At 53.5% G+C, this 26,976-nt stretch carries 23 protein-coding genes; 15 read left to right on the top strand and 8 right to left on the bottom strand.

The genetic code is table 11. The features are described 5' to 3' along the window. Nucleotides 1–4: 4 nt before the first annotated feature. Nucleotides 5–592 (top strand): CDP-diacylglycerol--glycerol-3-phosphate 3-phosphatidyltransferase, encoded by a 588-nt coding sequence (gene pgsA / locus DFQ01_RS15465; RefSeq protein ID WP_110044798.1) that lies wholly within the window; start codon nt 5–7, stop codon nt 590–592. 112 nt (nt 593–704) lie between these two features. On the opposite strand, the gene DFQ01_RS15460 is transcribed toward pgsA, so the two are convergent. Next, nucleotides 705–1,919 (bottom strand): acyltransferase, encoded by a 1,215-nt coding sequence (locus DFQ01_RS15460; protein ID WP_110044797.1) that lies wholly within the window; start codon nt 1,917–1,919, stop codon nt 705–707. Nucleotides 1,920–2,184: 265 nt separating this feature from the next. Between DFQ01_RS15460 and thrC the strand changes: the two genes are divergently transcribed. Both thrC and DFQ01_RS15450 read left to right on the top strand, forming a co-directional pair. Then, nucleotides 2,185–3,588, top strand: coding sequence for a threonine synthase (gene thrC / locus DFQ01_RS15455; protein WP_110044796.1), 1,404 nt, complete (start codon nt 2,185–2,187; stop codon nt 3,586–3,588). A 174-nt stretch (nt 3,589–3,762) separates the two neighbouring features. Continuing rightward, nucleotides 3,763–4,200 (top strand): VOC family protein, encoded by a 438-nt coding sequence (locus DFQ01_RS15450; protein ID WP_110044795.1) that lies wholly within the window; start codon nt 3,763–3,765, stop codon nt 4,198–4,200. Between the two features lie 79 nt (nt 4,201–4,279). On the opposite strand, the gene DFQ01_RS15445 is transcribed toward DFQ01_RS15450, so the two are convergent. The 3 genes from DFQ01_RS15445 to DFQ01_RS15435 are packed head-to-tail and all read right to left on the bottom strand — an operon-like array spanning nt 4,280 to nt 8,424. Then, complete coding sequence (locus DFQ01_RS15445; protein ID WP_245946719.1) at nt 4,280–5,407, bottom strand: sugar ABC transporter substrate-binding protein; 1,128 nt, start codon at nt 5,405–5,407, stop codon at nt 4,280–4,282. Further along, nucleotides 5,394–6,614, bottom strand: a complete 1,221-nt coding sequence (locus DFQ01_RS15440) for a response regulator (protein ID WP_110044793.1) — start codon at nt 6,612–6,614, stop codon at nt 5,394–5,396. The genes DFQ01_RS15445 and DFQ01_RS15440 overlap by 14 nt, the downstream gene beginning before the upstream one ends. Next, on the bottom strand, nt 6,592–8,424 hold the full coding sequence (locus DFQ01_RS15435; RefSeq protein WP_110044792.1) for a cache domain-containing sensor histidine kinase: 1,833 nt from the start codon (nt 8,422–8,424) through the stop codon (nt 6,592–6,594). Before DFQ01_RS15435 ends, DFQ01_RS15440 begins: the two co-directional genes overlap by 23 nt. A 334-nt stretch (nt 8,425–8,758) precedes the next feature. Here DFQ01_RS15435 and DFQ01_RS15430 point away from each other — a divergent pair, with 334 nt between their 5' ends. The 9 genes from DFQ01_RS15430 (at nt 8,759) to DFQ01_RS15390 (ending at nt 17,584) form a co-directional block, all read left to right on the top strand. Next, nucleotides 8,759–9,742 (top strand): ABC transporter substrate-binding protein, encoded by a 984-nt coding sequence (locus DFQ01_RS15430; RefSeq protein ID WP_425452403.1) that lies wholly within the window; start codon nt 8,759–8,761, stop codon nt 9,740–9,742. Nucleotides 9,743–9,827: 85 nt separating this feature from the next. After that, complete coding sequence (locus DFQ01_RS15425; protein ID WP_110044790.1) at nt 9,828–11,366, top strand: sugar ABC transporter ATP-binding protein; 1,539 nt, start codon at nt 9,828–9,830, stop codon at nt 11,364–11,366. After that, the gene (locus DFQ01_RS15420; RefSeq protein WP_174812840.1) at nt 11,363–12,451 is read left to right on the top strand and encodes an ABC transporter permease; all 1,089 of its coding nucleotides are present in this window, start codon (nt 11,363–11,365) and stop codon (nt 12,449–12,451) included. Before DFQ01_RS15425 ends, DFQ01_RS15420 begins: the two co-directional genes overlap by 4 nt. Beyond that, nucleotides 12,444–13,424: a galactofuranose ABC transporter, permease protein YjfF gene (yjfF, locus tag DFQ01_RS15415; RefSeq protein ID WP_110044789.1), complete on the top strand. Its 981-nt coding sequence runs from the start codon at nt 12,444–12,446 to the stop codon at nt 13,422–13,424. The genes DFQ01_RS15420 and yjfF overlap by 8 nt, the downstream gene beginning before the upstream one ends. A gap of 305 nt (nt 13,425–13,729) precedes the next feature. Next, a complete protein-coding gene (locus tag DFQ01_RS15410; RefSeq protein WP_245946706.1) occupies nt 13,730–14,821 on the top strand; it encodes an ABC transporter substrate-binding protein in 1,092 nt (363 codons plus the stop codon). Between the two features lie 37 nt (nt 14,822–14,858). Further along, nucleotides 14,859–15,143, top strand: a complete 285-nt coding sequence (locus DFQ01_RS15405) for a hypothetical protein (RefSeq protein ID WP_110044788.1) — start codon at nt 14,859–14,861, stop codon at nt 15,141–15,143. 408 nt (nt 15,144–15,551) lie between these two features. Then, on the top strand, nt 15,552–16,091 hold the full coding sequence (locus tag DFQ01_RS15400) for a hypothetical protein (protein ID WP_110044787.1): 540 nt from the start codon (nt 15,552–15,554) through the stop codon (nt 16,089–16,091). Nucleotides 16,092–16,244: 153 nt separating this feature from the next. Then, on the top strand, nt 16,245–17,060 hold the full coding sequence (locus tag DFQ01_RS15395; RefSeq protein ID WP_110044786.1) for a hypothetical protein: 816 nt from the start codon (nt 16,245–16,247) through the stop codon (nt 17,058–17,060). Nucleotides 17,061–17,086: 26 nt separating this feature from the next. Further along, entirely contained in the window at nt 17,087–17,584 is a 498-nt protein-coding gene (locus DFQ01_RS15390) for a P-loop nucleotide/nucleoside kinase family protein (protein ID WP_110044785.1), read from the top strand. Between the two features lie 236 nt (nt 17,585–17,820). Here DFQ01_RS15390 and DFQ01_RS15385 read toward each other — a convergent pair whose 3' ends face one another. Both DFQ01_RS15385 and DFQ01_RS15380 read right to left on the bottom strand, forming a co-directional pair. After that, nucleotides 17,821–18,498: a response regulator gene (locus DFQ01_RS15385; RefSeq protein ID WP_110044784.1), complete on the bottom strand. Its 678-nt coding sequence runs from the start codon at nt 18,496–18,498 to the stop codon at nt 17,821–17,823. Next, complete coding sequence (locus tag DFQ01_RS15380; protein ID WP_174812839.1) at nt 18,479–19,681, bottom strand: sensor histidine kinase; 1,203 nt, start codon at nt 19,679–19,681, stop codon at nt 18,479–18,481. Before DFQ01_RS15380 ends, DFQ01_RS15385 begins: the two co-directional genes overlap by 20 nt. Nucleotides 19,682–19,911: 230 nt before the next feature. Here DFQ01_RS15380 and DFQ01_RS15375 point away from each other — a divergent pair, with 230 nt between their 5' ends. Beyond that, nucleotides 19,912–20,415 carry a CcdC protein domain-containing protein gene (locus DFQ01_RS15375; RefSeq protein ID WP_110044782.1) on the top strand — a complete coding sequence of 168 codons (504 nt, stop codon included), beginning with the start codon at nt 19,912–19,914 and terminating at the stop codon, nt 20,413–20,415. Nucleotides 20,416–20,497: 82 nt separating this feature from the next. Here the strand turns inward: DFQ01_RS15375 and DFQ01_RS15370 are convergent, their stop codons facing one another. Continuing rightward, nucleotides 20,498–22,597, bottom strand: a complete 2,100-nt coding sequence (locus DFQ01_RS15370; protein ID WP_110044781.1) for a beta-galactosidase — start codon at nt 22,595–22,597, stop codon at nt 20,498–20,500. Nucleotides 22,598–22,960: 363 nt separating this feature from the next. Here DFQ01_RS15370 and DFQ01_RS15365 point away from each other — a divergent pair, with 363 nt between their 5' ends. Further along, the gene (locus DFQ01_RS15365; protein ID WP_110044780.1) at nt 22,961–23,797 is read left to right on the top strand and encodes an AraC family transcriptional regulator; all 837 of its coding nucleotides are present in this window, start codon (nt 22,961–22,963) and stop codon (nt 23,795–23,797) included. A 642-nt stretch (nt 23,798–24,439) separates the two neighbouring features. Here the strand turns inward: DFQ01_RS15365 and DFQ01_RS15360 are convergent. Next, nucleotides 24,440–25,465, bottom strand: coding sequence for an NADH:flavin oxidoreductase/NADH oxidase (locus DFQ01_RS15360; RefSeq protein WP_110044779.1), 1,026 nt, complete (start codon nt 25,463–25,465; stop codon nt 24,440–24,442). A 200-nt stretch (nt 25,466–25,665) separates the two neighbouring features. Here DFQ01_RS15360 and DFQ01_RS15355 point away from each other — a divergent pair, with 200 nt between their 5' ends. Then, nucleotides 25,666–26,901 carry an MFS transporter gene (locus DFQ01_RS15355; RefSeq protein ID WP_110044778.1) on the top strand — a complete coding sequence of 412 codons (1,236 nt, stop codon included), beginning with the start codon at nt 25,666–25,668 and terminating at the stop codon, nt 26,899–26,901. Nucleotides 26,902–26,976 lie beyond the last annotated feature (75 nt).

The following is a 26,976-nucleotide window of genomic DNA, read 5'->3' as shown; positions in this document are numbered from 1 at the left end:
GACGATGAATCTTGCGAACAAAATAACGGTTATCCGAATCGCAATGATTCCGCTGTTCATGCTCGTATTCCAGCATTATCCGACGTGGCTGGAGGATCGGCTGGCCATCTTCCGCTATATCAATCAGTATGGCTTGTACTGGGCGGTTGGATTGTTTGTTCTTGCATCGGCAACGGATAAGCTGGACGGCTACATCGCACGCAAATACAACATGATTACGAATCTGGGTAAACTGTTAGATCCGCTTGCTGACAAGCTGCTTGTCTCGGTAGCTCTCATCATGATGGTCCAGCAGACGATGATTCCGTCATGGATCGCGGTCGTTATCATCGGGCGGGAAGTGATGGTGTCCGGTCTTCGCATATTGGCGGCAGAGAAGGGCGTCGCACTTGCTGCGGACAGGCATGGCAAGCTCAAGCTGGTGCTTCAGGTCGTTGCGATCACCGCCGTGCTGCTAGGCAACTATCCATTCCAGTATGTAATCGACTTTCCGATTGATCTATCGATCATGCTGGCAGCGGTTGCGCTGACGGTCTACTCGGGTTATCAGTACGTGAAGAACAATTATCGCGAGCTGCAGCTGGAGTGGTAAGGAAACATAATTAGTCAGTTGGTGTTGATGAGGCGGGTTTGACAAACAAGAGCTGTCCCCCCATGCACACGGATGTGCTTAGAGGACAGCTCTTCTGCTTTTCTACAACATATTAACGGCTCAGTGGGACACGATAGGAATTCGTTTGGTTGTTGTCCGCCTGTGCCTTCTTCTTCGGCTTAGCTGGCAGTTGACCGAACAATGCCGATGCGAATGGCAGCCAGCGAGCGCATGATCCAACGATGATCCAAGTACCGAATAGCGCAAGTGTAAAGCCACCTGCATACCACAGATGAACGAGCATCGAATTTCCTGTATTCAGCGGGAAATGGCGATAGGCGAGCAGCAGCAACGGGTGGAGCAAATAGATGCCGAACGACAATGCGCCTAGCCGCGTTAATACGCGAACCAACCATTGCGGTCCAAACCGTACGCCCAGCGCTGCTAAACCAAGCAGTACCAACGCGCTTGTGATGCTGTAAGCATTCCACAGGCCCTCATAAAGCAGCGAGTTATACTGTGTATGGTACAGTCGAGCTTCATACCAGATCCATACATGCGCAAGGCCTGCAGCCAGCCAAGCACCAGCTAATGAACCAACCGCCTGCAACGTGAGCTTGCTCGTATTATTGCGCTGATTCGACAGCCACTGCTTGATGCGTGGGTATTGAATGCCGATGAACGCTCCTAACATATAATAAGAAAAGTAGGATGGAGACCAGCTGCCTTTATTGGCGATTTGCATGCCGTATTTGTTCATCAGAACGAATCCCCACTGAATCGCCAGACCGATCGGAATAGACCAGGCAATCAGACGCGGACGCTTCTGGAACAGCCACAAGACCAACGGGAACAGGATATAGAACTGCGCATTAATGAATACGAAGTACAAATGGGTGTAAGCTTTGCCTGTCAGCAATTTGACTATGAAGCTGTGCAGTGATTCGCCAAGCGATTGGTCCGAATAGTACAGCACATGCGTCACGATGGAATACAGAATGGAGAAGAGCAGGTACGGGAGAAGAATGCCGACCGCTCTTTTGCGATAAAACGACTTCATCATCCCCGCCCCGATCGGACGGTCGATATAGTTATAGAACAGCACGAAGCTGCTTAGAAAAATAAATGTTGGTGTCCCGAATTTTGCCATAATGTTGATGAAATTATACAGCCAATAAATGCCTGAGTTCGTCATTTCGACCGTTGCGTTAGACGTAGAATGCACGCATAGTACGCCGACAATGGCAATTGCACGTACGAGTTGAATCTCGGGCAGTCGATCCCTCTGACCGAGCTGAACGGCAGTTTTCGCAGGTTGTGCGGACATTGTTAAGCTCCTTTACTTATGCTGCGTAATCGTGCAGCGGATTGGAACGTCTTGTCATTCTTAAGACAGACCCTAGTCTGAACCACAAATCTGAATTGCCGCTGAGTGTTGTCTGAACGTATACGGAAATGTCGGATTTTTTCAAAATTGTTTGCACGATTGTACGGGCGGAACGTATAATTACGCTAATGACTTAGGCGCAGGACAGTGCGCTTTAAATCGGCATGGGCAACGCGGTGTCGATATATGTAGGAGGGAAATTTATATGCAGTACATGAGCACAAGAGGCAATGTTAGTGGAGTAGGCTTTATTGATGCTTTTCTTATGGGATTGGCGACTGACGGCGGTCTGCTCGTTCCGCAGCAAATTCCGACTGTATCTGCAGAGACGCTGAAGGCGTGGTCGAAGCTGTCTTACCAAGAGCTGACGCTGGCGATTCTTGATCTGTATACGAATAATGAAATTCCAGCGGACGATCTGAAGAAGCTCGTAGCAGACAGCTACTCGACGTTCCGCCATCCGGAAGTAACACCGGTAACGAAGCTGAAGGACAAGCTGTACCTGTTGGAGCTGTTCCACGGTCCAACGTTTGCCTTCAAAGATATCGCGCTTCAATTCATGGGCCAGCTGTACACGTATGTTGCGCGTACGCGGAACCTTAAGATCAATATCCTCGGCGCAACGTCGGGCGACACGGGCGCGTCGTCCATCGAGGGCGTACGCGGCAAAGAAGGCATCAATATCTGTATCCTTCACCCGCATGGCAAAGTAAGTAAAGTGCAAGAGCTGCAAATGACGACAGTCACAGAGGACAACGTCCTGAACCTGTCCGTTCATGGCAACTTCGACGATTGCCAACGTATCATTAAAGACCTGTTCGCAGATCTGGACTTTAAATCGAAAAACAACCTGTGCGCGATCAACTCGATCAACATCGTACGGATCATCGCACAGACGGTGTACTACTTCTATGCGTACTTCCGCGTTCAAGAGCAAGAGGCTGGCGGCGCAGAGCAAGTAAGCTTCAGCGTTCCTTCGGGCAACTTCGGCGATATCTTCGCTGGCTACCTGGCGAAGCGCATGGGCTTGCCGGTTGACCGTCTCATCGTTGCGACGAATGCAAACAATATCTTGGAGCGCTTCGTGGATACGGGCGTTTACAAGCCGGATAACTTCCGCATGACGCACAGCCCGTCGATGGACATTCAAGTTGCGAGCAACTTCGAGCGCTACCTGTACTATGTACTGGGCGAAGATACGGCAGCGATTGAAACGCTCATGAACGCATTCCGCAGTGAAGGCAACCTGTCCGTGAACGAGGAGACGTTGGCGAAGGTTCGTTCTGAGTTCGGCGCTTATGGCGTTGACAACGACGAGTGCCTCGACACGATCAAACGTTTCGAGTCGGCTAACGGCTACATCCTTGATCCGCACTCGGCTTGCGGCGTTGCAGCAGCAGAGCAGCGCGGTACGGGCGGCGTTATCGTCTCGCTCGCAACAGCCCATCCAGCGAAGTTCGACGAAGCGGTGCAGCTGACGGGCATCAAGCAGACGTTCCCGGCACAGATCGAAGCGCTGTTCAACAAGCCGCAAAGCTTCAAAATCGTCGCCGGCGAAACGTCGATCATCGCCAGCGAGCTGGTGGAGTTTTTCGGCAGCCGCGGTTAATGATTAGCTCTATACAAGAAGATGACCTCTGAAATTTATCAGGGGTCATCTTTTTTTGTTCGTTTCTCTCCGATATTACGTTAAGGATAATATTTACAAATAGTCATTTACATGGGAACGAATGTGCGGTAATATTTGAATGTTACCCAGACGGGGTAGAGAGGAGAAAGCACGATGAGCGAGCAAGTTGTCGAGAAGAAGCAGCCTTTTCTTATGGATTTAATGACGTTGTATCTTCCAGCGAAAGACCCTTATACGACTGCGAAGTGGTATGTCGACATCTTTGGATTTGATCCGAATGCATCTCATCATTCACCACTCCAAGAAGGAGCGGGTTTAGTTGTGCTCCATACGGCGTCTGATCTGACATTGTTCTTCGTTCGATCCGAGGATAAGCTGCCACTTAGCTTCAATAACGATGAAGGGCATAATCACGCCGTACTGTTGTTCCGAGTGAAGGACGCTGAGATCGAGGAGCTGTATGCGCGATTGATTGAGCATGGAGTACCGCTGGCCACCGAAGAAATCGTGGACCGTGGCGGCTGCGGCAGAGAGCTCGCGTTCTATGATCCAGACGGACGTAAGATCGAGATCAACACATTCGATACTTAGTAGATGAAAAGGCTGGTCGTCGGTGGACTTTAATCCACGGATGACCAGCCTTCTTTTGTACGTTAGACAAATAAGAATGCTACTTCTCCGCCGCCGCTCGGCTCAGCGTCTCCATCGTCACATCGGTCATGCCGGTGTCCGAGAAGGCAGGGAGCTTGTGGCCTCCAGCGGCTTGGATCAGCCTCGATACGATCTGCGCGCCCCATTCCTGCTCATATTGGGAGACGGTGGCGGTCAGCTGGCCGTTGCGGATCGCGTCCTCGATCTCGGGCATCATGCCGAAGGTGAGGGCGTGGCGGTTCAGGCCCATCGCTTTCCAGACGAGTACAGCGGCCGACACGGACAACGGATCCAGCGCGATAAACGCGTCAAAATGCGGATGGTCATCGATCATCTGCTCCAAGTCGGTCTGCGCCGTCGCTTCACTGCCCTCGTTGTAGCGGACATCGAGTATTTGAATCTCGGTATAGGTCTCAAGGTAATAGCGCAGCCCCTCGAGCCGCTTGTTCAAGCTGTCCATATGAGAAGCGCCTGTCTCGACCAAAATCATGCCGCGTCCGCCAAGCAGTCCGTCGAGCAATCCGCCCATCCGCTGCCCGGCGAGCCGGTTGTCGGCGCCGATGAACGACAGCCGCTGGCTGCCCGGCGCATCGGACTCGAAGCAGATAACGGGGATGCCCGCGGCAATGGCTTTGTCGATTACCGGCTGCATCGCTGTGGCATCGATCGGATCGACGGCGATGCCGTCGACATGGCGGTTGATCATATTTTCCATCATCCGAATTTGCTGCTCCGCATTCGCCTCATCCGGCGCCTGGACGAGCAGTGAGACCTGCTGCGGTCCGGCCGCCGCCTTGGCTTGTTCTGTGATCGTCTCGTAGAACATATGGGCGAAAGGATACAAAATGCCGAACGTCAACGTTCGTCCATTATGGCTAACCGCTTTGTCCTGAACGACGTTTGCTTTCACTTCTTTCGTAGAAACGCCGCCAATAGGATCGGTTAATCCACTAATCGTTGCCATGTCGCTGCCATCCTCATCGCTGTGCCCGCCCCAGCAGCCTGTCGTAAACAGCATAACGAGCATTACGGCAAGCAAACCATGCAAGCTGCGCCGCAGAGCAAGCCGATCAAGAACTCCACGCCGTTGCCTCCTGCGGCGATGCTCTACAGCCACAGCTCGCTGTCCTTCGTTAGCGTTCAACATGCTGCTCACGACCCGTCACGCCTCTCTTTCGGAAGTCGCGCGGCGTCATGCCGGTTGCTTTGCGGAACACGCCCGAGAAATAGTGGGCATCGTTATAGCCGACCTTGAACGCCACTTCGTACGTTTTATCGTTCGTCGACAGCAGCAGCTCCATCGCTTTGCGAATGCGCATCTGCATGACGTACTCGATAAATGTCTCGCCCGTTTCCTGCGCGAATACCTTGCTCAGATGGGAGGGGCTCATGCGAACATGCGCTGCCGCATCCTGAAGCGACAGCTTGTCATTGCCGATGTGCGCGTCGATGAATGATTTGATTTCCCGCAGCTGATCGCTGTAACGACCAGCCGCCTGGGAACGCCATGTCCAGAACTGTTCGGCTACGAGCAGCAGATACCGAACGGCATCCTCCGATGACCGAACTTCCGCCAGCGCTTGCGTGAACCGTTGGTTCTCCTCCGTCGTCAGCTCGGGGCTTCGCAGCAGCTCGCGAGCTGCCTGCCAGCATTCGACCGTCAGGTCGTTTAATACATAACGTCCGTAGCTTGCTGCTGACCAGTCGATGCGGTGAAGCGGGGAGAGGTATTCGCGGATGAATGAATCCGCCTCGGCCGGAACGCCGACTTTCAAGAAGGAGATGAACCGCTGGCGGTCCATATGCACATGAGAGGGAGCCACAACAGCTGCCGCGGTTCCGGCAACACCGGTCCCACCATCCATAGCAACCCCAGCGCTAACCGTCCGCTCAGCGCCTCCAGCCGAACCTCCTGACCCATCGCGCTGTGCAGCCAGCCGATTCGCCAGCTTCTCCAGCCGCTCGCGCTCTTGGCGCTGCCGATCGATCTTGCAGCTCACCTCGTGCAGCAGCTTTATAATGTCAGCGGCGCTGACCGGCTTCAGGCAGTAGTCCTCGACGCCAAGCCGGAGCGCCTCGCGCGCATATTCGAATTCATCGTGACCGCTCAAGATGATGATCTTCATCTCGGGGTATTTGTCCCGCACGATTCGGCTTAGCTCCAGGCCGTTCATGAACGGCATCTTAATATCGGTAATGAGGATGTCCGGCACATGCTGATCAATTAGCGGAAGTGCGACCTCGCCGTCCGGCGCGTCCCCGCAATAGGCGAATCCTTCTTGTTCCCACGGAATGCAGTCGCGGATGTTCTCGCGGATGAGAATCTCGTCATCAACCAGCATCACTTTTTTCATAAATCGATCCTCCCATGCGGTGCGGAATCTTCAGGATGACGCGGGTGCCAGCCTGCGCTTCGCTGTACAGCTCGACGCCGTATGCCTCGCCATAGTACAGCCGTATGCGCTGATGTACGTTATGGAGGCCGAAGCCTCCCGATACTTCTTCGCCGGTCTTCTCCGGCAGACGACCCTTCGCCAGCAGCTCGCGAAGCTCGACGAGCCGCTGTTCGCTCATACCGCTGCCGTCGTCTTCGACGGCAAGCAGCAGGTTGCCGCTCGCATCAACGGAAGCGGCGATCGTAATCGTGCCGCGTCCGCGTTTGTTCTTAATGCCGTGATACAACGCGTTCTCGACGAGCGGCTGGAGCGTCATTTTGAGCAGGCGAATGTTCAGCAGGGAATCTGGCACGACAATCTCGTAGTCGAGAATATCGCGGTAACGCATCTGTTGGATAATGAGATAGCTGCGCACATGATCGAGCTCCTCCTTCAGCGTCACCCATTCCATTCCCTTGTTCAAGCCGATTCGGAAGAACCGAGCCAGCGCCTGCACGAGCCGGATAACCTGCTCATTCTTGCCTGCCTCGGCCATCCAAATGATTGAATCGAGCGTGTTATAGAGGAAATGCGGATTGATCTGCGCCTGCAGGGCGCGGAGCTCCGCCTTCTGAATGTTCTCGCGTTCCTTGATGCTCTGATCGAGCAGCTCGCGGATTTTGCCAAGCATAATGTTAAAGCTGTTGCCAAGGTCCGCGATTTCATCCGAACCGGTTGGCTTTACCTTCGCTTCGAGGTAGCCGCCTGCAGCCTGCCGCATTTTGTTCATGAGCACTTGGACAGGGCGGGTGAGACGAGTCGTAACGAAGAAGTACAGCGATATCGTAAAAGCTAGACTAAGCGTAAAGCTTAATATAATGAGCTGCCGAATCTCATCGGCGTCCTTCATAATTTCTTGCAGCGGGACCTGGCCGACGATCTTCCAGCCGGTCATCTGAGAGGTGGAGTACATGACGAATAAAGGCTTGCCAACCCCTCGCTCGACGAAGCCTTCTCGATCGTCTGCGAGCCGTGGACCAAGGTCGGCTGGTTTGATCGGCAGGGCATCGGACTTCACCGCGGACGGCATGAAGATTGGATTGCCAGCGGAGCTGGCGACATAGAAGTAGCCGGACTTGCCGATCAGGCTGTCATCGCAAAACTTGCGGACGATGCTGTCATCCAGGTCGATGACGATGAAGCCGATCACTTCCTTCGTAATACGCTGCTTGATCGTTGCCATGATGGAGATGACGTTGCGGTCTTCATATTCGAAGCCGTCGACGCGATCCAGCAGCAGCGCTTCCGAAGGCGGTACATTGAGCACCTGATCGGGCTCGCTCAGCAGCTTTACAAAATGCGGATTGCGCAGCGGGTTGCGCTCCAGCTGGAACACGCCACGGCGTTCGCTGATGCCCCGCCCATATAAATTGACCATCGATATGTTCAATACGTCCTCATATTTGTACGTTTCGCGGTACAGCTCGAACGTTCGCAGTATCGATTTGGCATCCTCGTAGGTGTCGCTCTGAGTGAAGAGGAAGCGCAGCACCTGCGGGTTCTCCTCCAGCTCCAGCAGCTTGCCGGTATCCTGGAATAAGCCGTCGATATCTCGAGCGAGCCGATCGGCTTCGAGCAGGGCGGACGCTTTGCTGTGACCGGATATGGTCGCGAACGATTTCTGATAGGAGACGAGGCCGACTACAGTCATCGGAACCGACGAGATCAGAACGAACATGACGAGCAGCTTCGCGCGAAGACTGGACCATCGCCATCGGATCAGCTTCATAGATGGTGTCGTCCCTTCTGTATAGATCAGCCAACTAGAAAACTTTTTGAACTCGCACTAATGATAACAAATTTGGGTAGGATATAGGTTGTAAACGCAATCATTTTTACCTAAAATCACAAAAAATCCCCCATTCCGGTCCATTGACCGAATGTCCGAACAAGAAACTCAGGTTATTGCACAAAATAATCGGGTTTTTCTCTCCGAGTCGTCCGGTCAACTCCATAAAATAACGAACGAAACTCGCGTGAACCTCCGTATAATCCATTCGTGTAAGCGTTTTATAATGACCTCACACCGACAAGGTGATCGATATTTAAGGGGGATTATGAACGTGAAGAGAAGAACCAAAATGTGGACACTGCTTTCGCTGACGCTGCTCGTGCTGGTCGCTGCGGCGTGCGGCAAGAGCGAAGATAAGAAAACGTCGGGCAGCACAAGCGACATCTCGCTCGGCTTCGCGCAGGTAGGAGCAGAGAGCGGCTGGCGTACGGCGAACACGAACTCGATCAAGGATTCGGCTTCGGAGGCAGGCTTCGATCTGAAGTTCTCTGACGCGCAGCAGAAGCAGGAGAACCAAATCAAGGCGATCCGTACGTTCATTCAGCAAAAGGTCGACGTTATCGCATTCTCGCCAGTCGTCGAGTCTGGTTGGGATACGGTACTGAAGGAAGCGAAGGACGCTGGCATTCCGGTCATCCTGACGGACCGTGCGGTAGATTCGAAGGACGAATCGCTGTACGTAACGTTCATCGGCTCCGACTTCGTGGAAGAAGGCAAGAAAGCGGGCCAATGGCTCTCTGACCAATACAAGGACGCGTCGGCAGACGTGAACATCGTCGAGCTGCAAGGCACGACGGGCTCCGCTCCGGCGATCGACCGCAAAGCGGGCTTCGAAGAAGCGATCAAAGGCAACTCCCATCTGAAAATCATCGCTTCGCAAACGGGCGACTTCACGCGTGCGAAAGGCAAAGAGGTTATGCAGGCGTTCCTGAAAGCGAATCCGAAGATCGACGTGCTGTATGCACATAACGACGACATGGCGCTCGGCGCGATCCAAGCAATCGAAGCGGCTGGTCTGAAGCCAGGCGTGGATATCAAAATCATCTCCGTCGACGCTGTACATGACGGCATGCAAGCAGCAAGCGAAGGCAAAATCAACTACATCGTCGAGTGCAATCCGCTCCTCGGACCACAGCTGATGGACGCTGTGCGCGACGTCCTCGCCGGCAAAACGATCGAGAAACGGATCGTAACGAAGGAAGGCACGTTCACATCCGAAGAAGCGAAGGCCGCGCTGCCTGATCGCAAATACTAATCATTAACAGCCACATGCGCAAGCCGCTTCGGCACGAGCGATCGGACGAAGCGGCTTTTGTTTGCGGCAGAGGGGAGGAGCATGGATGGCACAGCAAACGGGAGCAGAGCCTGTTCTGAAGCTGACGAATATTCACAAGGGCTTTCCTGGCGTACGGGCGTTGTCCGGCGTTGATTTTCGATTATTTCCCGGGGAAGTACATGCGCTCATGGGCGAGAATGGGGCAGGCAAGTCCACGCTCATCAAGGTGCTGACCGGCGTTTATTCGATTGACGAGGGCACGGTCGAGATGGAAGGGAAGCGGCTTGTCGTGCACAGCCCGCAGGAGGCGCAGGGGGCTGGCATCAGCACCGTGTATCAAGAGGTCAATCTATGTACGAACCTGTCCGTTGCGGAAAATATCTATATCGGCCGCGAGCCGCGCCGCTTCGGCCGGATTCAGTGGAAGGAAATGAACCGCCGCGCCGCGCAGCTGCTCGAAGAGCGGCTTCATCTTCGCGTCGACGTGACGCTGCCGCTCAGCGAATACCCCGTCGCGATCCAGCAGCTTGTCGCGATCGCGAGAGCCATTGATATTAAGGCGAAGGTGCTCATTCTCGATGAGCCGACCTCCAGCCTCGATCGGGGCGAGGTTGCCCGGTTGTTCGAGGTCGTGCGCAAGCTTCGCGGCGAAGGGATGGCGATTCTGTTCGTGACGCACTTTATCGACCAAGTGTATGAAATCTCGGACCGAATTACGATTCTTCGCGGCGGAGAACTGATCGCAGAGTACAAGGCGTCGGAGCTGCCAAGGCTGGAGCTCGTCTCCCGCATGATCGGCAAGGAGCTGACGATGCTAGACGAGCTGCCGAAGACGGCTGGCGACTCGCGTATGTCGGATGATCATGCTGCGATCGTGGCAGCGAGCGGGCTTGGCCGCAAAGGCGCGATTGAGCCGTTCAATCTGTCGATCGGCCGCGGCGAAGTCATTGGACTCGCGGGGCTGCTTGGCTCTGGCCGGACGGAGCTTGCGCGTCTGCTGTACGGCGCGGATCGTGCCGACCAAGGCAAGCTGCACGTTGAGGGCGCAGGCAAGGGCGGCGTTCATTCGCCGCGTGGGGCGATTGATGCAGGCTTGGCCTTTTGCCCAGAGAACCGGAAGACGGAAGGCATTATCGAGGACCTCACCGTTCGCGAGAACATTGTCGTGGCGCTCCAGGCGACGCGGGGCTGGTTCAAGACGATTTCGCGCAAGCGGCAGAACGAGATTGCTGAGAAATACATTAAGACGCTCAACATTCACCCGCCGAACCCGGAACAGCTCGTGAAGAACTTGAGCGGCGGCAATCAGCAGAAGGTCATTCTCGGAAGGTGGCTGCTGACCCAGCCGAAGCTGCTCATTCTCGACGAGCCAACGCGCGGCATCGACATCGGCGCCAAGGCTGAGATTCAGCGGCTGGTCATGACGTTGTCGCGCGAGGAAGGGATGTCGGTGCTGTACGTATCGTCGGAGCTCGAAGAAGTGCTTCGCGTCAGCGATCGAATCGCGGTACTGCGCGATCGGGTGAAGGTCGAAGAGATCGGCAAGGAAGAGATGGATGAGCAGCGCATCATGAAGGCAATCGCAGGAGGTGGGGGAGCATGACGGGGGATACGAAGGGGCGCTACGCAACAGGCAAACCAACAAGCTGGCTGAACCGTACGTATAAGCATCATTTGTTCTGGCCGATGGCACTGTGGATGGCGCTGCTATTGTTCAATTTGTTTTATTCGCCATCGTTCTTCAAGGTCGTAGTCCGGGAAGGGCATCTGTATGGCAGCTTAATCGATATTCTGAACTTCGGGGCGCCGCTCATGCTAGTAGCGATCGGCATGACGACGGTTATCGCAACGCGGGGCATCGACTTATCGGTTGGTTCGGTCGTGGCGATCGCAGGTGCGCTTGCGTGCCAGATGATTAGCAAAGGAAGCGATCAGAACGCCGTATCCTTAGTCATCTACGCTGTTGTGATGGCGCTCGTGCTGTCGATAGCACTTGGCTTATGGAACGGGCTGCTCGTCTCCATTACCGGCATTCAGCCGATTATCGCAACGCTCATTCTGATGGTAGCGGGACGCGGCATTGCACAGCTCATAACAGACGGGCAAATCATTACGGTGTCGAGCACGCCGTATCAATATATCGGAGCGGGCTCGCTCGCGGGGCTGCCTTTCTCGATATTCCTCGTGGCGATCGTATTCGCGATCTCCGCGCTGCTGACTCGCCGTACGGCGCTTGGCCTGTATATCGAGTCGGTTGGCTGCAACCCGGAGGCGAGCCGTCTGGCCGGCATTCGGGCGAAAACCGTTATGATCATCGTCTATATGTTTTGCGGTCTGTGCGCAGGCGTTGCGGGATTGATCCTTAGCGGCAACGTTGCGAGCGCGGACGGCAATAACGCCGGTTTATGGATCGAGCTCGATGCGATTCTTGCCGTTGTTATCGGCGGCACCTCGTTGACAGGCGGACGTTTCTACTTGACGGGTACGATTGTTGGCGCACTGATGATCCAGACGTTGACAACGACGATCTATTCCGTTGGCGTAAAGCCGGAAGTGACGCTCGTCGTCAAGGCTGTCGTTGTAATGGCGGTATGCCTCATTCAGTCGGAGCCGTTCCGCAAGGCGATCATCAGCCGCTGGAAGACTCGCCGTTATCCAGCCGAGCGGGAGGTGACGCGTCATGCTTAAACGGCAGCATCTGCCGGTAGCGGCTACGATTGCGCTGTTCATTCTCATGTTTATGACGGGTTCATTCCGCTATACTGGCTTTTTCTCTGCACAAGTGTTGTTCAATCTGTTGATCGATAACGCATTCCTGCTTATCGTCGCGATCGGCATGACGTTCGTAATCGTGTCCGGCGGCATTGATCTGTCGGTCGGCTCGATGGTCGCTCTGACGACGATGCTGTCCGCAGGCTTATTGCAGCAGGGCGGATGGCCCGCATGGGCAGTTATTCCGTTCGTGCTCGCAGTCGGAGCACTGTTCGGAGCGGCGATGGGGGCGCTCATTCATTACTTCAAAATCCAGCCGTTCATCGTCACCTTAGCCGGAATGTTTCTTGCGCGCGGCTTATGCTACTTAATCAGCATCAACACGATTACGATCGATAACGGCTTCTACACGGATATGGCACAGACGAAAATTCGATTCGGCGACTACTTCGTCTCGCCAAGCGTCATTATCGCGCTCGTCGTGCTTGTGCTGGCCATCTACATCGCGCATTATACGCGCTTCGGCCGGACGACGTATGCGATTGGCGGCAGTGAGCAGTCGGCGCTGCTGATGGGTTTGCCGGTCGCTCGGACGAAAATCATGGTGTATATGTTCAGCGGCTTCTGCTCGGCGCTGGGCGGTGTCGTCTTCACGTTCTACATGCTGTCCGGTTACGGCCTTCACGCCGTTGGACTGGAGCTCGACGCGATTGCAGCTACGGTCATTGGCGGTACGCTGCTGACGGGCGGAGTCGGTTATGTATTCGGTACGTTCGCCGGCGTTATGATCTACGGCGTTATCCAGACGCTCATCGTCTTCCAGGGAACGCTTAGCTCGTGGTGGACGCGTATCATTATCGGCATTCTGCTGTTCGCGTTCATTGTGCTGCAGCGTTTGTTCACGATGCGCAGCGACCGCAAAACAGGCAGCGTCGAGAAGATGGCGTAAGTCCGAGAACCGAACTTTACGATCATGTAATAGAAGTGCAGGAATATACAGAGAGAGAAGCGAACGATATAGGCAGTGGTTATACGGCGGACGGTGCCTGGCATCGTCCGCCGCTGGAGTGTAATAGGATAGGTTTACGAAGCGGCAAATTGCTAAGCGAATGCTTACAAAGCAAGCAATTTGCCTTCAGGTAGTAGTATCGAAGATGAAGGCAAATTGCTAAGCGTATGCTTACGAAGCAAGCAATTTGCCTTCAGGTAGTAGTATCGAAGATGAAGGCAAATTGCTTTTAGGAGGATTCATCCGTGAGGGTCGGGTCGAAGCTTGCGCGGCGCGCGCATTTTTCTATAGGGATGATTATTACGTTGTTCCTTCTGCTGCCTGTGTTGGCGGGCTGCCAAGGAGGCGATCCGAAGGCCAGCACCGATACTGGTAGTGTAACTTCGGATACGGCTGTGCTGCAGACGGACGGTTTATCGGATACGGGAGATGCGACACCGCCGGCTGCACAGCGGCCGCTCGTGCTCGGCTTCTCGCAATTGGGGACGGAGAGCGATTGGCGGAATGCGAATACGAGGTCGATTAAGGAAGCGGCGACTGAGGCGGGCATTGATCTGCTGTTCGACAATGCGGACCAATCCCAACAGAAGCAGATCGAAGCCGTCCGCTCGTTCATCCAGCGCAAGGTGGATGTGATTGCGATTGCGCCGGTCATTGAGACGGGCTGGGAGCCGGTGCTGAAGGAAGCGAAGGACGCAGGCATTCCTGTCATCATCTCGGACCGTAGTGCGAATGTGAGTGACCCGTCCTTATATGTGTCGTTCATCGGCTCGGACTTCTATGAGGAAGGGCAGAAGGCTGGCAAATATCTCGTGGACAAAATACGCGGCATGTCCGGTCCCGTCGGTCTTGTGGAGCTGAGAGGGACAGAAGGCTCGTCCCCATCGATCGAGCGGGGCAAAGGCTTCCGCGATCAACTGGAGAAAAAGAAAGCGAATGTCGTCCTGCTGCGAAGCGAGGCGGCAGACTTTACGTTCGAGAAGGGCAAGGAGACGATGCGCCGCTTCCTCGAGGAGGAAGGCGCGAACATCAAGGTGCTGTACGCGCACAATGACGATATGGCGCTTGGCGCAGTCGAAGCGATCGAAGAGTATGGCCTTCGTCCTGGGAAGGACATCATTATTATATCGGTGGATGGTACGAAGGCGGGCTTCGAGATGATGGCCGCAGGCAAAATCAACTGCATCGTCGAATGCAACCCGCTGCTTGGTCCGATTCTGATGCAGGCCGTCAAGGAGCTGGCCGAAGGCCGGCAGCTGCCGAAGCGGATCTCGACGCCGGAGAGCGTCTACACCGAGACGATGGCCAAAGATGAAGTGGGAAAGCGGCAGTATTAGGTGTAATGCGGGAAATCGTAGAGGAGTGATTCCTATCATGAAGGAAATGATTCAAACCATCACAGCTCAGTGTGAAAAGCTTTCTGAGGATGAGATGAAATCTGTAGCCGATGCCCTGTCATCCTATTTTGAAAAACCAATACAAAGTTTAATTCCAGAACTCATAACATTTAATCGAGATGAGCTAGTTGTCATTAATAAAATTGTAGCAGGAGTGATTCTTACTAAAGAATATGTACCTGACATTAAGGGAGCTTATGAACGATTAGCGGGCACTGATTTGCCTAGCACAATCTCCTTTGGTAGGGCTAATGGTGAATAGTTATCTCCATTTTGTTTCGACCGGCTTGAGCGTTGATTACGGAGGAAGGTAACGTGGTTGCAGTGAGCCCGTTTAATATCGAGCGGATCATGTCCGAGTATATGGCGTACGGGTAAAATGATACCAAAAAGCCCAGCGCTCAGTCTGGCGTTCCCGACGCATTTGACCCGAGGGCGGAGACGGTTCCCGACTTAGGTCGGGTTTTGCCCTAGAAGCATTTACATGGTCAAGTGTCGGTGGTAACCTAGCGTCAGTGAAGTTCCATTCAACATTCAAGCGTCTGTTTACGTCAGGTAAGCAGAATACAGATGCAAGCAAATTACTTAGCGTATGCTTACGAAGCAAGCAATTTGCTCTCAGGAAGTAGTAAAGAAGAAGCAAGCAAATTACTTTAAGGGGGATATCTTCATGACGATGCGGCGCAATTACGGTGTGATCGCCGTTGCGGCGGGCATTATTTGGCTGCTCATTCAGGCGCAGTCTTCAGATGGCCGCTCATATGCCGACGGTGCCAGCATTATCACCTACTTCTGGCCGACGCTGTTCATTCTACCGCTGGGCATCTTCTTCCACGTGGCGTATTTGTACAAAAGATCAAAGCCCGCAGCAGGCCTCCTCATTCCGGGCGGCATTCTCCTCGTCACCGGCTTGACATGTCAAGCAGGCATGCTGTTTGACGCGTGGGCAACCGTATGGCCGGGCTTCCTGCTCGCAGTTGCCTTTGGTTTGTTCGAGTTCTACCTGTTCGGCTATCGCGGCTTCTGGCTGCTGCTTCCGGTATTCGTGCTCGGCGGCGCTGCGGTGATCTTCTTCGCTCTTCTGTCGATTACCGCGATCGCGCCGTTCAATGGTCTGCAAGGACTGACGGCTTCGCTTATCGTATTGGGCGGACTAATGGTATTGCTGCAGAGGTCGTCAGGCGACGAGGACGATTATCGCAAATATTAAGAAATGAAAACCCTGATGCCAATGCGGCGTCAGGGTTTTTGTTTGTCCATGTCAAATTATCAAAAGTAAATCCGCAACATCCCTATACCTTTTAACGTTTCACTTTATATACGAATGGATATTTTTCCCTTAAAATGAAAGCGAGGATTAATCATGAAACAAAGACAGCTTCTCTTTTCCTTAATCATTCTGATTTCTATCGTCTTAGTAAGCGGCTGCACGAACGATAATAAGGAATCGAACCAATCACCTACAACTGAGCAGTTCGATCCTTCCTTGTACTTTAACAATGAGACCACAGGTAAGTTGGACGATAACGATAATAAATTCTCATGGCGTTCGGATTCGGATGACATCATAGTAACTGCCGATAAACATAAAGAAGGCGAAGGACCAGACTCGCTATCTCTGCAAAATATTACGATTGCGGCAGGAGGCAAATCCTATTCGATCAAACCTGCTTTGAACGTCTCTAAAGTCCAATCCATCTCACTGTCCGCTGATAAAAAGATGTTAGCTGTCAGCTTCTTTTACGGTCCGGGATCTAATGTGTTTATGATTAATTTAAGCAATGGCGACAGTGTCGATCTGAATAAAGAAATTGAAGCGCAAGGTAATGGGTTTGTAGAATCCGTGCAGGCCTATAATTGGTCACCCAAAAATGCTTCTTTAGCTGTAGCTTACGGCGATACGAGCTCAAGCAAGATCGCAATTGTTAGTGGCAGCGATAACAAAGTACACAATCTTTCAACCGATAGCTATATATCCACAGCCTATGTGCTTTGGTCCCTTGATGGCAGCGCAATTGATTGCGTCAGCGAGAAACCATCCGACCAATATAAATTGTACCGTATGAATATAAACGAAAAATCAGCCCATGAAGTTGTAGAAATCTCGCGGGACGACTTATCTAAACTCACCGAATATGGCCCGACTTATTTTAAATCAAGTAACGATGCAACTTCTTAGTTGGCCAAGGTCAAGGGGGATGCTAATTGAAACAGAAGCTGCCATTGTTTATTGTGACAGGTGCAAGCGGATCAGGGAAAACGTATGTCATTGACGCGCTGCGTGAGATCCTGCCGGAGTTTGATATTTTTGACCTGGACGATCTTGTGGAGTTTATTGGCCACGATTGGGAGAAAATGCGGAACATTTGGCTTCGTGTTGCCCGAAATGTGGCGCAGAGCGGACGTATGACGATTCTATGCGGCACGATGATGCCTTGGGATATTGCGAAATGTGCCGACTATTCTTCGTTCGAGCATGTGTATTACTTAAACCTGCACTGTAATGCCGAGACGCGCGAGCAGCGTCTGCGTGCCCGGAATTGGTCCGAGGAGATGATTGAGACGCACAGGGACTTCGCGGAGAAGCTGCTTGAAATTTCACATACAGCGTATGATCCGCCGATGCCGACGATTGATACAACCGAAACGGATGTCACCGTTGTGGCGTCTCGGATTAAAGAGTGGATTCATCAATATGTTTGAACAGTAGAACATGATCGGTATGCACAAATAAACGTGGTTCATCCACGTTTATTTGTGTTTAACATCCACGCGGGGTCCATTAGGTGTGGGATATTCACATCTCATGACTCGCCAATGTTTCGTTAGCGCTCTCCATTCACATATAGGCGTGACTTAACCACACCTAACTGTGCGTAACCCTTGTTCATAGACCATTGAGTGTGTTGTCCACACTTAATAACTTCGCCATTCATCCGTTACTTCACCATACCCCGGCGCAGCGCGTTTACGACGACTTGCGTGCGGTCTTCGCAGCCGAACTTCTGCAGAATGCGATGGACATGAGATTTGACCGTACCCTCGCTGATGAACAACTTTTGTGCGATGCGGTCATTGCGCAGTCCGTAGGCCATCTCCTGCAAAATCTCCATCTCGCGTTCGGTCAACGGTTCCAGCAGCGGTGTGTCACTGCCTGCTGGATCGGAGATGATGTAGGTCGACGAGATTGCACGGGACAGCGCGCCGGCTGCCAAGTCTGTCCGATACACGGCTTCGCCGCGATAGGCGGACCGTACCGCCTCCAGCATATCCTCTACATCCGCATCCTTGAGCAGGTAGCCGACTGCGCCAGATCGGATGACCTCATAAATATAGTCGGGATCGTTGAACGTCGTCAGGATGACGATTCGAACGTCGGGAAGCTGCTTGATGATCGCTTGTGACGCTTCAATGCCTGTCATGTTCGGCATCTGAATGTCCATCAGAATGATGTCGGGGCGGAGCGCAAGCGCCTGTTTGACGGCTTCTCTGCCATCCGCTGCTTCGCCGACAATTTCCATATCATCCTGCAAGCCGATGACATAGCTGAACCCTTGTCGGATCATCTTCTGATCATCGACGAGCAGCACTTTGATTTTATCGATCGATGTTGTCATCGTTGTCATGTTCCCTCATTTCCGTGTCGGCAGCGCCGATCGGCAGCTCCGCTGTAATCTCCAAACCGTGCGGTTCACCTGCTCCAACCTTCAAGATCCCGCCGCCTTCCTCGAGTCTTGCCCGCATCATTTTTAGCCCAAAACCTTCCTGGATGGGTTCGTCTGCAACAGCATGGCCGTTATCTCGAATATGCAGCACGATGCGCCCAGCCTTTTGGCTAATCCGCACCCTGACATGAGTCGCTCTGGCATGGCGCACGATATTGGTGATCGCCTCCTGCATAATGCTGAAGAGCAGCGTGGAATCTGCGGCATCGACGTCTTCCTCGGTCAGCGCATCGGCTTGAAAATCATACGTAATCGCTGTCGTTGCCTCCATGCGAGCGAGCAAGGCGCGGAGCGGCGCGAGACCGGATACGGACCGATCGTCTGCAAGCGCGTGAACGGACGTTCGAATGTCCTGCAAGCCTTGGCGAGCGACCTCCAGCATGCCGGTAAGCGACTGCTCCGCCTGCGCAGGGTCTTTGGCGATCATATAGCGGAGCGCCTGCATTTGCACAATAAGTGAGGTGAGACTGTGTCCGACAGCGTCGTGAATGTCACGGGCAATGCGCGTCCGTTCATCCAGCACGGCATTATGCATCGACGTAACGGAAGCTTCCTGTAGGTGCGTATACGCTTCCTGCAGCTCAACTAAGTTGCGTTTGTTTTCTTCGAAGATCGCGTCGCGTTGGCGTCGGCTTTGGACGTTGATATAGAAGAAAATGGTGATAATAACGAAGGAAGTGAAGCTGAGCACATTGACATGACCGAAGGCCGCATATACGCCGGCAACCGTGATCATGGTAGCGAGAAGCGGGACACGCCTCGGCCCAAGAGACAGCCGGATCGCTGTCGTCACGATAATAACGGCGAGAAAGTAAATAAGTACTTTTTCTTCAAACCAGATGATGCCCGCCGCTGTCTCCAAAGCTGCCAGCACAACGAATACAATCGACATTCGCGGCGTTCGCCAGAAATCCCGTAATAAGAAGCGGCTGACGAACGTTGCATAGATGAGGATGTTCAGTGCGATGCGAATAGGAGCGCCTGTGAAGAAATCATTCATATGCATCAATATGGCGATAAGTATCGCCCCTACAGCTGCGCGGATGTTGGTGCGCCGATCATTATTTTGATCCATCCTATATCCTCCGACCTTGTGCCCTAGTACGTTCATTGTAGCTGTGCGATGCGGCGCAGTGCAATGCAGTTGAGGCGTGGGCCAATCATATCTACCTACAGGTATAGAGAGGTGGCGATAAGGTTCTATCCTAGGTTGGTCGAAGGGACAAGCGGTTTCGCGCTATGATGGTTTCAGTTGAGATGGAGGCCAATAACGATGAACGATGACATGAAAGGGAGGCATCATAGATGCAGCAAATCATTATTATTTTGCTAGTATGCTTAGTAGGTTTTCGCATTGTTCGGCGGGTACAGAGAAATTTCTCGTGGAGCGAGCTGCGTTCCAATCGACTGACGTTTCGAATTGTGCTGCTGGCGGTGATTGGTATTATTTTTATGACGCAGAGCGGGTTCAGTATCGTCAGCATGATCTCGGATATAATCGGCATTCTAATTGGCGCGGCGCTGGGGATTGCGGGGGCGACGATGACGGTGTTTGAACGGCGCGGTGCAGAGCTGTATTACAAAGCAAACGTGTGGATCGGCACTATTGTGACGGTTTTGTTCGTTGGACGGTTCGCATACCGAATGTATGAGATGATGACGATGTCGCGAGATCGTGGTCAGAACTTCAACTTCGCAGCAGGGGGCAGCCACTGGACGTCCGGCCTTATGCTTATCATGTTTGCTTACTATGTCGTTTATTATGTGCTCTTAATGAGACAAGGCAAGCAAGTGCTTGCGCGTTCGTAAAATAAAACAGCCCCGTCCCTCTGCCGGCAAGCAGGAGGGATGGGGCTTTGTCGTAGGTGCATGTTTGCGTTAGCTACGACGACTATTCATCGAATACGAGCGCAAGCGCTGCGTATGGGTCAAGCTCGGCTGCGCCTTTGACGTACCGTTTGCCAGTCAGCAGGTCGGTTGCGCCGCAGCGAACCTTGATGGATGCGGATTGTCCGCTATAGTTCAGCAGGAAGTGGATACGAAGTCCGCTGTCCTGTCCTTCAAATATCGGCTTGTCATGGCTGCGCACCGTCAGCTCGATGCATTCAGGCAGCTCCAACAAATCCGATGCAGGTGATGTGATGCCGAGACGGTCGATCAGCTGATCGACAAGCGGATCCGAGAATACGCCGCCGAAGTAGATCGTGCGGCCTTCGCCGCTGCTGTTCTCGACGAGCGCAGGCTCACCAAACATATAGCTGCTGTTATCGTAACGGCCAAGAACGATAGCATCCGGCGACGTTACGGCCAGCGTCTCGGCGAAGCCGTTGGAAGTGAACGTTGCGAACGTATCGAATGCCTGCGACGAAAGCGTGAAGCTTGGGCTGCTGCCGTCTGGTTCTTCTCGTGTAAAGTCCTCGACTGTAACGCCGCACAGCGGTGCGAGCGGTCCAGGCATCGGGGTCATCCGGCAGCGTCCCGTCTCGTCCTTATAACCGCTGCGGCAGCCGATAATAAGCGTTCCGCCGCCCTGCACATAAGCTTCCAACAGCTTGGCTGTCTCTTCGCGAATGATCGTCGGATGCGGGTAGATTAGCGTCTGATAGCGGTTCAGTTGATCAAGCGTTGTCTGTTCATTGACGAACAGCATATCATTCGGGATATGGCGGCGCTGCAGACGCTTGAACCACGACAATGTGCTTGTCCATTCGTAGCCGCCGTGCCACTTATCGAACTCGCCATCCCATTCGTTATCGTAGTCGCGAAGGATGGCAACCTCCGCTTCATAGCGGCTGCCTGCAATGGCTTGTCCTGCGCGGCGAAGCTCCTCCGCGATCCGCTCGACCTCGCGAGTGCGGCGGTTCGGACGGTTATCCCAATTGTGCAGACCATGCCAATACATCTCCGTCCCGAACGTAGCCGTGCGCCAACGGAAATAGACGACCAGATCCGCGCCATGCGCAATCGATTGATACGTCCACAGTCGGAGCTGGCCTGGCTTCGGCGACGGCTGTTCAATGCGGTTAACCCAGCCGCCTGGACCGGACTGCTGCTCCATGATGCAGAAGTTCGGCGAGATCGACCGGACATTCGACAGCGACATGCTGAATCGGCGGTCGAGCAGCGGATTTTCACCACCGTCCGGGAACATGCGGCCGAACATGGGATAGCTGTCATACGAGATGAAATCAAGCATATCGTTAGTCAGTTTATGCGTGTCGAGATGGCCGAACAGGCCGTTCGTCGTCACCCAATGGCGCGGTGCGGCTGCACGGACAATGTCCGCCTGCATTTGCGCATAGGAGATAACGCTATCGGAGAAGAAACGCTTCTCATCCAGCTTGAGATGTGGATTCGGACTGTCGCTCGGCACGTTCCGCGTCAGATGCACCTGCTCCCAATCGGTATACGTTTGACTCCAAAATACGGTGCCCCATGCCTCATTAAGTGCGGCCAACGAGCCGTACTTCGCCTTCAGCCATTCACGGAATGCCGTATGATCGGCTGCCGAATAGAATTCGAACACCTCGCAGTTGAACTCGTTGTCGAGCTGCCAGCCGACGATGCCTGGGTGTTCTGCGAAATGCTCCGCCATCCGTTGGACGATCCGTGCGGACAACTCGCGGAATTTGGGCGAATTGTATGTATAATGCCGGCGCGACCCGTGCTCATAGGAAATGCCGTTCGCCTGCGCATTAAGCGTCTCGGGATAACGATGAGTCAGCCATGCGGGCGGTGTTGCCGTCGGTGTGCCGATAATGATGTTAAGGCCATGACGGTGCGCAAGCGCAAAAGCACGGTCGAATAGCGAGAAGTCGAATACGCCCTCCTCCGGTTCCATCAGCGCCCAGCCGAATTCCGCCATGCGAACATATTCAAGACCAAGCTCCTTCATGCGGCGGAAGTCGTCCTCCCACATCGTCTCTGGCCAATGCTCTGGGTAGTAGCAGACGCCCAGCAGCACATCGCGCGAATGCAGCGCTTTCTCCATGATGAGTTATCCTCCTAAAAGTAATTTGCTTCATCCTTGAACCTACTGCCTGTAAGCAAATTACTTGCTTCGTAAGCATAAGCTAAGTAATTTGCTTCATTCTTGCTCCAACTTTGGGCAAATTGTTTGCTTCGGTAAACATACGCTTAAGATGTTCCGTATTATTATTTTGCTATTGAGATGCGTTTAACTTTATTATAGAAATTGACGATGAACGATGGAATAGTACGATTTTGATATCTATATAACGATGTTGATAACGCCGTAACTGAAGGTTACGGCCAACGATAGTTGAAGGAATAACTCCGCAATCGAAGATTGCGGCTCAACGATAGTTGAAGGCGAGAAGGAGAGGAGACCGACATGATCTGGGAGCATCTGTTCATGCGCCGACCGTTTCAGCCGAGTTATGTATGCTATCCAGAGTCGGTTGGGCATTATGCGGAAGCGCCGCATCATACATGTGAACGCCAAGGCGGACAGTTCGGCTATTACAACCTTCACCTTGTATTTAGCGGCGAAGGCTGGTTGGATTATCGGGGCAAACGATATACGCTGCGCGAAGGAGACGGCTTTCTATACCGTCCCGGCGCTGCTCAACAATATGGAGCATCTGCGAGTAATCCATGGGATATTCATTGGGTGCATTATGAGGCGATGCCTTGGGCGGACCTGATGCGAGATGGGGAGGACGTGTGGCTGTTCTCGTTCACGGCGGCAGAGAAGCTCAGGCAGTTGTTCGATCAACTGAAAGAGGCGTGCAAGGAGTCGACGAAGGAGGACGAGGCGCACATCTCGGCGCTGCTGTATGAACTGCTGCTTACGATCCGAGAGCATGGCGTCAGTCTCGATAATCCGCTGCTGCGAAGCGCGCAGGAGCGGATTCGCGCTGCGGCAGAGCTCATTCGCACACGCTGCGTTGAGCCGCTGACCATAGCGGAGCTGGCGGAAACCTCCGGCTACAGCACGGCACATTTCTGCCGGTTGTTCCGCCAGACGACGGGGAAGACGCCAGTGGAGTTTCTGACGGAGAGCCGCGTCACGGAAGCGAAGCGAATGCTGCTTTCCACGAGCCGACCCGTTAAGCAGATTGCAATCGAAGCCGGCTTCGGCCAGAGCAGCTACTTCATTCGCAAGTTTCGCGAAGCGGAAAGCATGACGCCGGATCAGTATCGGAGGCTGTTCGATAGTGGCCGGTGATTGAAATCGGTGATTGAAATAATCTGGTTGAGTAGATGATTCGAACACTGGTTGCTGATTCGAACGCTCCGATGGCAGATCATTCTTCCGATCGCTGTTGTGTCCAGATTGTTCTGATTAGGTAAGATCAGAAGTGGTAACAATCCGGACACAAAGGCGAGCTAAAAGCTTTCCGGAGGAAAGCTGCATCGGAAGCATAAGCTTTGCTTCTACAGAATGATACTGCCCTCTCCGCTGGAGCCGTTGCTCATTCATTCCCTTTATATAGGGGGGATTAGTCGTTCGCGTCAGACTTCCGCTCACGGAATATAGAACAAGATAACAAAAACAGAAAGAAGCGCTGCTGAGCAGCGCTTCTTTCTGTTTGGAACACATCTTCTAGCACTGAAAGTTAACCCCCATAAGGTAAACGCGAAGTTCCAGGGTTCCGCACCAAAAGCCAAAAGTAAGCTTGCCCCATAGGGGCACGCGACTCTTAGCACTCAGTAATGTTACCCGCGCCCCTGCTCATCCCACGTTTCTCCTTCCGGGGTCCAGGGGACGGGAGTCCCATGGGGTCCTCCCTAGCAGGGAGGATTTAGGTGGGTAGAATTCTTCATTATCAGAAAACCATCGGGGTCAAAAGGGGCGAAGCCCCTATTCTCACAGATATCCGCGCTCATACGCCTTCGGCGCGGCTGGCTTCGTGCCAGTCGCCTGCAGTGCATGCAGCGCCCAATATGGATCGCGCAGCATGCCGCGTCCGACTGCGACGAGGTCGCAATCACCGTTTACGAGCGCGGCGTGCGCGAGTTTCGGCTCATCGAGGAGGCCGACGGCGATGACCGGGAGGCCGATTGCCTGTTTCACTGCGCGGGCAACCGGGAGCTGGTAGCCCGGGCCGATGTTGGGTGGCAGTGCATTGACGGACACGCCGCCGCCAGTCGAGATGTCGAGCAGATCGACGCCTGCGGCCGCATACTTTTGGCAAACCTCGATTCCGTAATTCACATCATATCCGCCGACGCCATAGTCGACCGCCGATACGCGGATCTGAAGGTTCATGCCAGAAGGAATAGCACTCCGTACAGCCTGAATGACTTCAACGCCGAAGCGGGTTGGATCATCGCCGTACTCGTCCGTTCGGTTGTTGATGCTTGGCGAGTGGAATTGGTGAATGAGATAGCCGTGTGCACCGTGCAGCTGAATGGAGTTTACGCCGGCTTTGACTGCGCGGACTGCTGCGTCGCGGTATTGCTCAACCATCCGCTTCACCTCGTCCGTCGTCAATGCGCGAGGTTGTTTATATTGATCGCTGAATGCTTGATTCGAAGAACTGACGGGAACTTCCGCACAAGTCGATTTGCGTCCGGCATGCGCGATTTGAATCGATACCTTGGAGCCGTGCTGCTGCATGCCTTCGACCATCCGGGCGAAAGCTGGGATATGCTCGTCAGACCAGAGGCCAAGACATTGATCCGAAATCCGGCCATCCGGCTCGATGTTGGTCATCTCGATAATAATAAGGCCGGTACCGCCAACTGCGCGGGATACGTAGTGAACGTAGTGCCAGTCCGTTGGCATGCCATCTTTGCCGATTGCGGAATATTGGCACATGGGCGGCATAACAATACGATTGTTCAGCTTCAATCCGCCTAGCTCGTAAGGCGTTGCAAGAGAAAGGGTCATTGTATAGAATACCTCCGCTTCTTTTTGCCACATTTTCAATTCCATTATGACCGATAAACTTTTGGGTGTATATACCATTTACTTTCTTTTATATAGTTGTCATCACCCCATACCTGTGGTATCGTCCAATAGCATAGGAACCGTACGAACGAACCCTGTTACAATCCAGTTCTGGAACTGAAAAGAAGGAGATGCTGCACATGTCACACGCCGCCGATGCCGGCCGAATAAGGACGATTGGCACAGCTACGATCTATTCGATTTTGTTCGCAATCAGCGCGTCCCATCTGTTGAACGATGCGATGCAAGCTGTCGTAACGGCATTATTCCCTGTTATTAAGGATTCGCTCACGCTCAATGATGTCCAGCTTGGCTGGATCGTCTTTACGCTTAATATGACGTCATCCGTCATGCAGCCGCTCGTCGGCCAATTCTCGGACCGCAGGCCGATGCCATTCATGCTGCCTGTGGCCATGGGGCTTAGCTTTATTGGCATGATCATCCTTGCGTATGCGCCAAGCTTCTGGACGCTTCTCGGTGGCGTCGTACTCATTGGCTTAGGTTCTGCTGTATTTCATCCCGAAGGGTCGAGGGTTGTGCATTTTGCAGCTGGCGGCCGTAAAGGGTTAGCGCAGTCGATCTATCAGGTCGGCGGCAACTTCGGCCAGATGCTAGCGCCGCTCATGACGATCTTCATCTTCATACCGCTCGGACAGCATGGCGCAATATGGGGCACCATTATTGCTGCTATAGCGATTGTGCTGTTGGCACGCGTCGCACCGTGGTACCGTACGCAGTTGCGGACGCAAGGTAGGCCGCAGCGTAGAGGTGGCGGGGCGGCCGATTCGACTGTTTCCACGATTGCACCTACGAAACGGATGGTTGCTTGGGCACTGACGCTGCTTGTGTTGATCGTATTCGCACGTTCCTGGTATTTCTCGGGCGTCACAACGTTCTACCAGTTCTTCGCGGAGGATGAGTATGGCTTGTCCAAGAAGGCGGCGCAAATTCCGGTCTTCCTGTACATGGCGGCTGGCGTTATTGGCACGTTCTTCGGTGGAGTACTGGCAGACAAGATTGGTCTGAAAAAAATGATTGTGCTGTCCGTCGCCGGAGCTGCACCGTTCGCACTTATTTTGCCGCATTTGCCTCAGTTCTGGATTTATCCGGTTATCTTCTTAACAGGACTTATTCTGCAGTCCGGTTTCTCCGTCACCGTTGTATACGCGCAGCAGCTGCTGCCAGGTAATATCGGCATGGCATCCGGTCTAATTACAGGTCTTGCTTTCGGCATGGGCGCCGTTGGCGCCGTTGCGCTCGGCAAGCTGTCGCTTATGATGGGCCGCGCGGACATGATGACGTTCGCGAGCTTCCTGCCGCTGCTCGGCTTCCTGGCGTTCTTGCTGCCGAGAGATCGGAGCAAAGCAGGCAAATAATTTTTATACACAAACAAAACGACCGCACACAGCTTACTCAAGCTGCATGCGGTCGTTTTTCTGCTTATCGGGAAA

Source organism: Paenibacillus cellulosilyticus (assembly GCF_003182255.1).
Classification (GTDB): domain Bacteria; phylum Bacillota; class Bacilli; order Paenibacillales; family Paenibacillaceae; genus Paenibacillus_T; species Paenibacillus_T cellulosilyticus.
The sequence above is the reverse complement of the archived record's forward strand: the minus strand, read 5'-3'. Positions and strand labels throughout refer to the sequence as shown.

Bases quoted from the DNA above. Each gene is read 5' to 3' on its own strand.
- DFQ01_RS15365 (WP_110044780.1), top strand. From the start codon at position 22,961: ATGATCTGGGAGCATCTGTTCATGCGCCGACCGTTTCAGCCGAGTTAT.
- DFQ01_RS15405 (WP_110044788.1), top strand. From the start codon at position 14,859: ATGAAGGAAATGATTCAAACCATCACAGCTCAGTGTGAAAAGCTTTCT.
- DFQ01_RS15435 (WP_110044792.1), bottom strand. From the start codon at position 8,424: ATGAAGCTGATCCGATGGCGATGGTCCAGTCTTCGCGCGAAGCTGCTC.
- DFQ01_RS15360 (WP_110044779.1), bottom strand. From the start codon at position 25,465: ATGACCCTTTCTCTTGCAACGCCTTACGAGCTAGGCGGATTGAAGCTG.
- DFQ01_RS15395 (WP_110044786.1), top strand. From the start codon at position 16,245: ATGAAACAAAGACAGCTTCTCTTTTCCTTAATCATTCTGATTTCTATC.
- DFQ01_RS15375 (WP_110044782.1), top strand. From the start codon at position 19,912: ATGCAGCAAATCATTATTATTTTGCTAGTATGCTTAGTAGGTTTTCGC.
- DFQ01_RS15385 (WP_110044784.1), bottom strand. From the start codon at position 18,498: ATGACAACATCGATCGATAAAATCAAAGTGCTGCTCGTCGATGATCAG.
- DFQ01_RS15425 (WP_110044790.1), top strand. From the start codon at position 9,828: ATGGCACAGCAAACGGGAGCAGAGCCTGTTCTGAAGCTGACGAATATT.
- DFQ01_RS15400 (WP_110044787.1), top strand. From the start codon at position 15,552: ATGACGATGCGGCGCAATTACGGTGTGATCGCCGTTGCGGCGGGCATT.
- DFQ01_RS15380 (WP_174812839.1), bottom strand. From the start codon at position 19,681: ATGGATCAAAATAATGATCGGCGCACCAACATCCGCGCAGCTGTAGGG.
- DFQ01_RS15460 (WP_110044797.1), bottom strand. From the start codon at position 1,919: ATGTCCGCACAACCTGCGAAAACTGCCGTTCAGCTCGGTCAGAGGGAT.
- DFQ01_RS15440 (WP_110044793.1), bottom strand. From the start codon at position 6,614: ATGAAAAAAGTGATGCTGGTTGATGACGAGATTCTCATCCGCGAGAAC.
- pgsA (WP_110044798.1), top strand. From the start codon at position 5: ATGAATCTTGCGAACAAAATAACGGTTATCCGAATCGCAATGATTCCG.
- yjfF (WP_110044789.1), top strand. From the start codon at position 12,444: ATGCTTAAACGGCAGCATCTGCCGGTAGCGGCTACGATTGCGCTGTTC.
- DFQ01_RS15450 (WP_110044795.1), top strand. From the start codon at position 3,763: ATGAGCGAGCAAGTTGTCGAGAAGAAGCAGCCTTTTCTTATGGATTTA.
- DFQ01_RS15420 (WP_174812840.1), top strand. From the start codon at position 11,363: ATGACGGGGGATACGAAGGGGCGCTACGCAACAGGCAAACCAACAAGC.
- thrC (WP_110044796.1), top strand. From the start codon at position 2,185: ATGCAGTACATGAGCACAAGAGGCAATGTTAGTGGAGTAGGCTTTATT.
- DFQ01_RS15355 (WP_110044778.1), top strand. From the start codon at position 25,666: ATGTCACACGCCGCCGATGCCGGCCGAATAAGGACGATTGGCACAGCT.
- DFQ01_RS15445 (WP_245946719.1), bottom strand. From the start codon at position 5,407: ATGTTGAACGCTAACGAAGGACAGCGAGCTGTGGCTGTAGAGCATCGC.
- DFQ01_RS15370 (WP_110044781.1), bottom strand. From the start codon at position 22,597: ATGGAGAAAGCGCTGCATTCGCGCGATGTGCTGCTGGGCGTCTGCTAC.